The organism is Streptomyces sp. NPDC048337 (genome assembly GCF_043201175.1).
GTDB lineage: Bacteria > Actinomycetota > Actinomycetes > Streptomycetales > Streptomycetaceae > Streptomyces.
On the sequence record NZ_JBICYR010000058.1, the window covers coordinates 1 to 4408 of the forward strand.

At 67.5% G+C, this 4408-nt stretch carries 4 protein-coding genes; 2 read left to right on the plus strand and 2 right to left on the minus strand.

Annotated features, from left to right (window positions below):
- Positions 1-156: 156 nt before the first annotated feature.
- Positions 157-819: a hypothetical protein gene (locus ACGFYU_RS37795; protein ID WP_393831829.1), complete on the minus strand. Its 663-nt coding sequence runs from the start codon at positions 817-819 to the stop codon at positions 157-159.
- A gap of 318 nt (positions 820-1137) precedes the next feature.
- Here ACGFYU_RS37795 and ACGFYU_RS37800 point away from each other — a divergent pair, with 318 nt between their 5' ends.
- A complete protein-coding gene (locus tag ACGFYU_RS37800; RefSeq protein WP_393820125.1) occupies positions 1138-2643 on the plus strand; it encodes an ISL3 family transposase in 1506 nt (501 codons plus the stop codon).
- A gap of 23 nt (positions 2644-2666) precedes the next feature.
- Here the strand turns inward: ACGFYU_RS37800 and ACGFYU_RS37805 are convergent, their stop codons facing one another.
- The gene (locus tag ACGFYU_RS37805) at positions 2667-3008 is read right to left on the minus strand and encodes a hypothetical protein (protein ID WP_393831830.1); all 342 of its coding nucleotides are present in this window, start codon (positions 3006-3008) and stop codon (positions 2667-2669) included.
- Positions 3009-3708: 700 nt separating this feature from the next.
- On the opposite strand from ACGFYU_RS37805, the gene ACGFYU_RS37810 reads away from it, so the two are divergent.
- On the plus strand, positions 3709-4035 hold the full coding sequence (locus ACGFYU_RS37810; protein WP_393831831.1) for a hypothetical protein: 327 nt from the start codon (positions 3709-3711) through the stop codon (positions 4033-4035).
- Positions 4036-4408: the final 373 nt, after the last annotated feature.

Genomic DNA, 4408 nt, shown 5'->3' on the forward strand with positions numbered 1-4408 from the left:
TGTACGACGGCGACGCAGACGACACGAACCCCCACCCCTCCCGGACACCGACAACCCGAAGATCATCCCAGACGCCCGGACAACGTGACAGTGCCAAGAAAAGAGGGGCAGTGGCCATAGATGGCGAGTGCCCCTTCAAGTCTGTACCGACTGCGGTCAGGGGTTGTTCAGAACGAAGCGCTGACGGCTGTAGTTGCTGGCGCCCGGGCTGTCGATGTTGTTGTTGGTGGTGATGTTGTTGAACATCGGGAGGACACCGGCGAGGTTGATCGGCAGGATCGACCCCGAACCGTCCCCGTCCCCGTTCCCGTTCCCGCCGTTGCCGTCACCGCATTCGCCGCCGGTGATGGTGGTTTGGTCGCTGTCCGTGACCTCAGGGAGGGGGTTCGGCTGATCACCGTCCTCACCCACTCTGACCCGGTTGACGATGGTGCAAGGAGCGTCCTCGGCGACCTCGACCGTCATGAGGATCGTCGCACTCTGAGGGGCACCCAAGCTGTCGGCGTTGCAGACCATCACGACCCCGCCTCCCCCGATGCTGCAGGAGAACGGGGCTTCGCTCTGCACGCTCACAGCTCTCATTCCTGGCGGAAGCTCGTCAGTGACATGGATCCGGCGGGTAAATTCCGAGCCCGTGTTGCTGACGTCGATGCGATAGACGCCCTGCCCGCCTCGTGCGAAGTCGCCCTCGTGCGTCTTGAGGATCTCCAGTCTGGGCTGGGCGTAAGCAGGTGTCGCGCCTACGGCGAACGGCGCCACCACGCCCAGCCCTGTGACCGTTGCCAGGCCGACCATCCGCTGCCACAACGTCCGTCTCATGTCAAGGCTCCTGTTCTGTGAAGTTACGCGGCTCACCAGCGCCCGGCCTGGAGACGAACCCGGCACCCACTGGCAGCCGCCTGCCCTCGCAACGAAGCCCACATTCCACGGATACGGCACCGACGACACCATCACCCGATCACCAGACGGATCACGACCTACCAGCCCAACGGCCCCGACCGAAGACGCGCCGGCTTGGCCCCGGTCTCCTATCTCGGGTCTGTCAATCGAACGGGTCTGTCCCGTAGTCGGTGGTGACGTCGAGTAGCCGTCCATGATCATGATCTTGTGATGGATGTCAACTCCCTTGTCGGGACGGTGTTTTCCGGGCTTTCGGCGCTGGTCGTCGAGGACGTGGCGGATGGCGGTGACGCGATAGTGGTCACGGCCCGCACTCGGGATGTGGCGGTGCCGTGTCCGGTGTGCGGATCGCCGACGGCGAAGGCCCATGGGTATCACCGCCGGACGGTGGCGGACGTGCCGGTCGACGGCCGCCAGGTCGTCGTTCACCTGCGCGTACGGCGGCTGGCCTGCCCGATCCTGGGCTGCCGACGGCAGACCTTCCGCGAGCAGATTCCCGGACTGCTGGAGCGCCATCAGCGCCGCACGGTACGGCTGGCCGGGCAGATTGCCCAGGTGGCACGGGAGTTATGCGGCCGGGCGGCGGCCCGCCTGGCCGGCCTGCTGGCCGTGCCCGTTTCCCGCAGTACCGCGCTGCACCATCTGCGGCGCCTGCCGCTGCCCAGGCGGGCGGTCCCACGGGTGATCGGAGTGGATGACTTCGCGCTCAAGCGACGTCACCGCTACGCCACCATCGTGACCGACGCCGAGACCGGCGAGCGGATCGACGTGCTGTCCGACCGCACCGCGGACACCCTGGAGAAGTGGCTGCGCGAACATCCTGGTGCCGAGGTCGTGTGCCGGGACGGATCGGCCACCTACGCCGAGGCCATCCGCCGTGCTCTGCCCGACGCGGTGCAGGTCAGCGACCGCTGGCACCTCTGGCGGAACCTCTGCGACAAGGTCCTGCTCGAAATCCGCGCACATGCCAGCTGCTGGGCCACCATCAACCCGCCCCGCCCCGGCGGCATACGCGAGCAAACCACCCGCGAACGCTGGAACAAGATCCACGATCTCCTCGGCCAGGGCGTCGGCCTGCTCGAATGCGCCCGCCGCCTCAGCCTGGCCCTGAACACCGTCAAACGCTACGCCCGCATGCCCGAACCCCAGGCCCTGCGCCTCACCCCCGCCTACCGGCCGACCCTCGTCGACCCCTACCGCGACCACCTTCGCGAACGACGCCGGGCCGACCCCGCCGTCCCCGTCACCCATCTGCTGCGCGAGATTCGAGACCTGGGCTACACCGGCAGCGCCAATCTGCTGGTCCGCTACCTCAACCAAGGCCGCGCCGAAGGCGACCGACCCGTCACCACGCCGCGTCACGCAGGCCGCCTCCTCCTTACCGACCCCGAAAACCTGCGCCCGAAGGAAACGGCCCTGCTGGAGAAGATCACCGCGGCCTGCCCGGAGATGACCCAACTCGCCGATCTCATACACGTCTTCGCCACCCTGCTGAAACCAGCCGAGGGAAACGACCTGAAGCTCACCGAGTGGATCACGACCGCCCGCGCCGCAGCACTGCCCCACCTGCACAGCTTCACCAACGGCCTCGAAATTGACCGGCCCGCCGTCAACGCCGGCCTCACCCTGCCCTACCACAACGGCCGCACCGAAGGCGTCAACACCCGCACCAAACGGATCATGAGACAGATGCACGGACGCGCGGGATTCGAACTCCTTCGCCGCCGCATCCTGCTCGCCTGACAGGCACCCACCGTCACCACCGACTACGGGACAGAGCCGTTCTTTTGACAGACCCTCTCCAGCCCGTGATCGACGTCGGCATCCAGCTGCCACCGGTGATGCCGCTCGCACGCCCGCTGCCAACGCTCGGCGTAGCGGACCGCGCGCACCGCCTGACCGCTACGCCGCGCCACACAGAGCCGGCAGCCGATCGTCACCGGCCCGACCACCGTGGCACCGACCCGCCACACCCCTCCCGCAGCCCTCGCCTGCCCGGTGAACTGCTCCTCGCCGTGCCGCCACGACGGCAGAGCCCGCTCGAGGATCTCCTCGTCGACCCGGCAAAGTTCTGCCAGCAGGGCTCGACCGGCCCGATTGAGCAGCACGTCTGCGTCCGCGCGTGGAGTCCCGCCCGGATGTCGGGGCTGATGGTTCCTCCACTCCCAGTGCCCCGATAGCGAGTCGGGTTCCTGGCCGTGGTGTGCGGCGGTCCGGCACATCAGTGACCAGGTCGTCTCTCCCTCCAGGGGAGCCACGCGGAAGACCGAGGACGGTACTCGACCGGCCTCGCGAACGAAAGCAGCCTGCGCGATCATGCTCGTTCGCTGCCCATCGGCCTCCCGAGCCACACTCCGGGATGTCCGCACTGACGAGCACTGACTGCGCAAGTTCGTTGAGCGCTGCGCAGTTTCGCTGGTTCTCGACACACGCGACCCCGCTGCATAGGTGTGGTGCTCAACCTCGTTTCCCGAGTTCATCCGGTCTCAAGATTGAGTCACAGAGTGGTGGCGGCCCTGGCTGTCGGCAGCTGTGTGAGGTGTGATGGTCTGGGGGGATCGAAGAGGCGCAAGAAGGATCACCTGACCGTGGGGGAGTAAGACGTTGGGTCCGTGGGACGTCAAAGTGGACGGGGATCGTGAGCAGTGGGTGTGGAGCCCGCTGGTTGATGTGGGGCCCTTGGAGTTCGGAATGAGGCCAGACGAGGCGGCCACGGCACTCAGTGGCCCGGAGGCCCGTACACGCTCGTGCGCCGAGTATCCCGACCGCAGCCCGGTGCCCAACTGGGAGCGGTACCCCGATCCTGGGGTGGCGCTCTACTACACGAGTGCGGGCCACTTGGCGGCCGTGGCTGTCGATGCCCTGAATGGTCCTCAGGTCACTCTGGACGGTACGGAGCTGGTCGGGCGTGTGCCCTCGGAGGCGGAGGACTGGCTGCATGCCTATGCCAAGGAGCATGCGCACACGGACCTGAAGTATGCCGTGGACGGGAATCCGGTCTCAGGCGACCTGGGCCTGTTCATCCGGGTGCAGCGGGCCGGTGACATAGTCTTGACCCGGCCGGTCTTCCTCTTCAAGGGCTGGACCGGAGACATGTGGGACTGCATCCCCGCTGAGGAGTGGCATACCTTCTGACCCACCTTGCCCCAGGGCAGTGCGAGCCGTCCCCTGGCGCGCTGGACTGCCTGGACCGATTGCCCTTCCCCCAGCACCAGGAAACGGCGAGCCCACCCCCACGGCTGCCAGCCGCCCGCGGAGCGGGCTGGTCCTGGAGGCGGAGCCGGAAGGACCTGGGGTGGGAGCGGAGCGGACACCCCAACGAGCCGAAGGCTCGGACCCCGTGAAACGGGGTCACCCAGGCCCGCAAAGCGGGCCGTTCGGGTGGAGCGCAGCGAAACCCGAACCGTCCGGAGCGAAGCGCAGGACACCGGCCCGAAGGGCCGGCCCTGGCTCGGCGAAGCCGAGCCCCACCGAGCGCAGCGAGGTGGTTCGTTGGCACAGCGCGCCG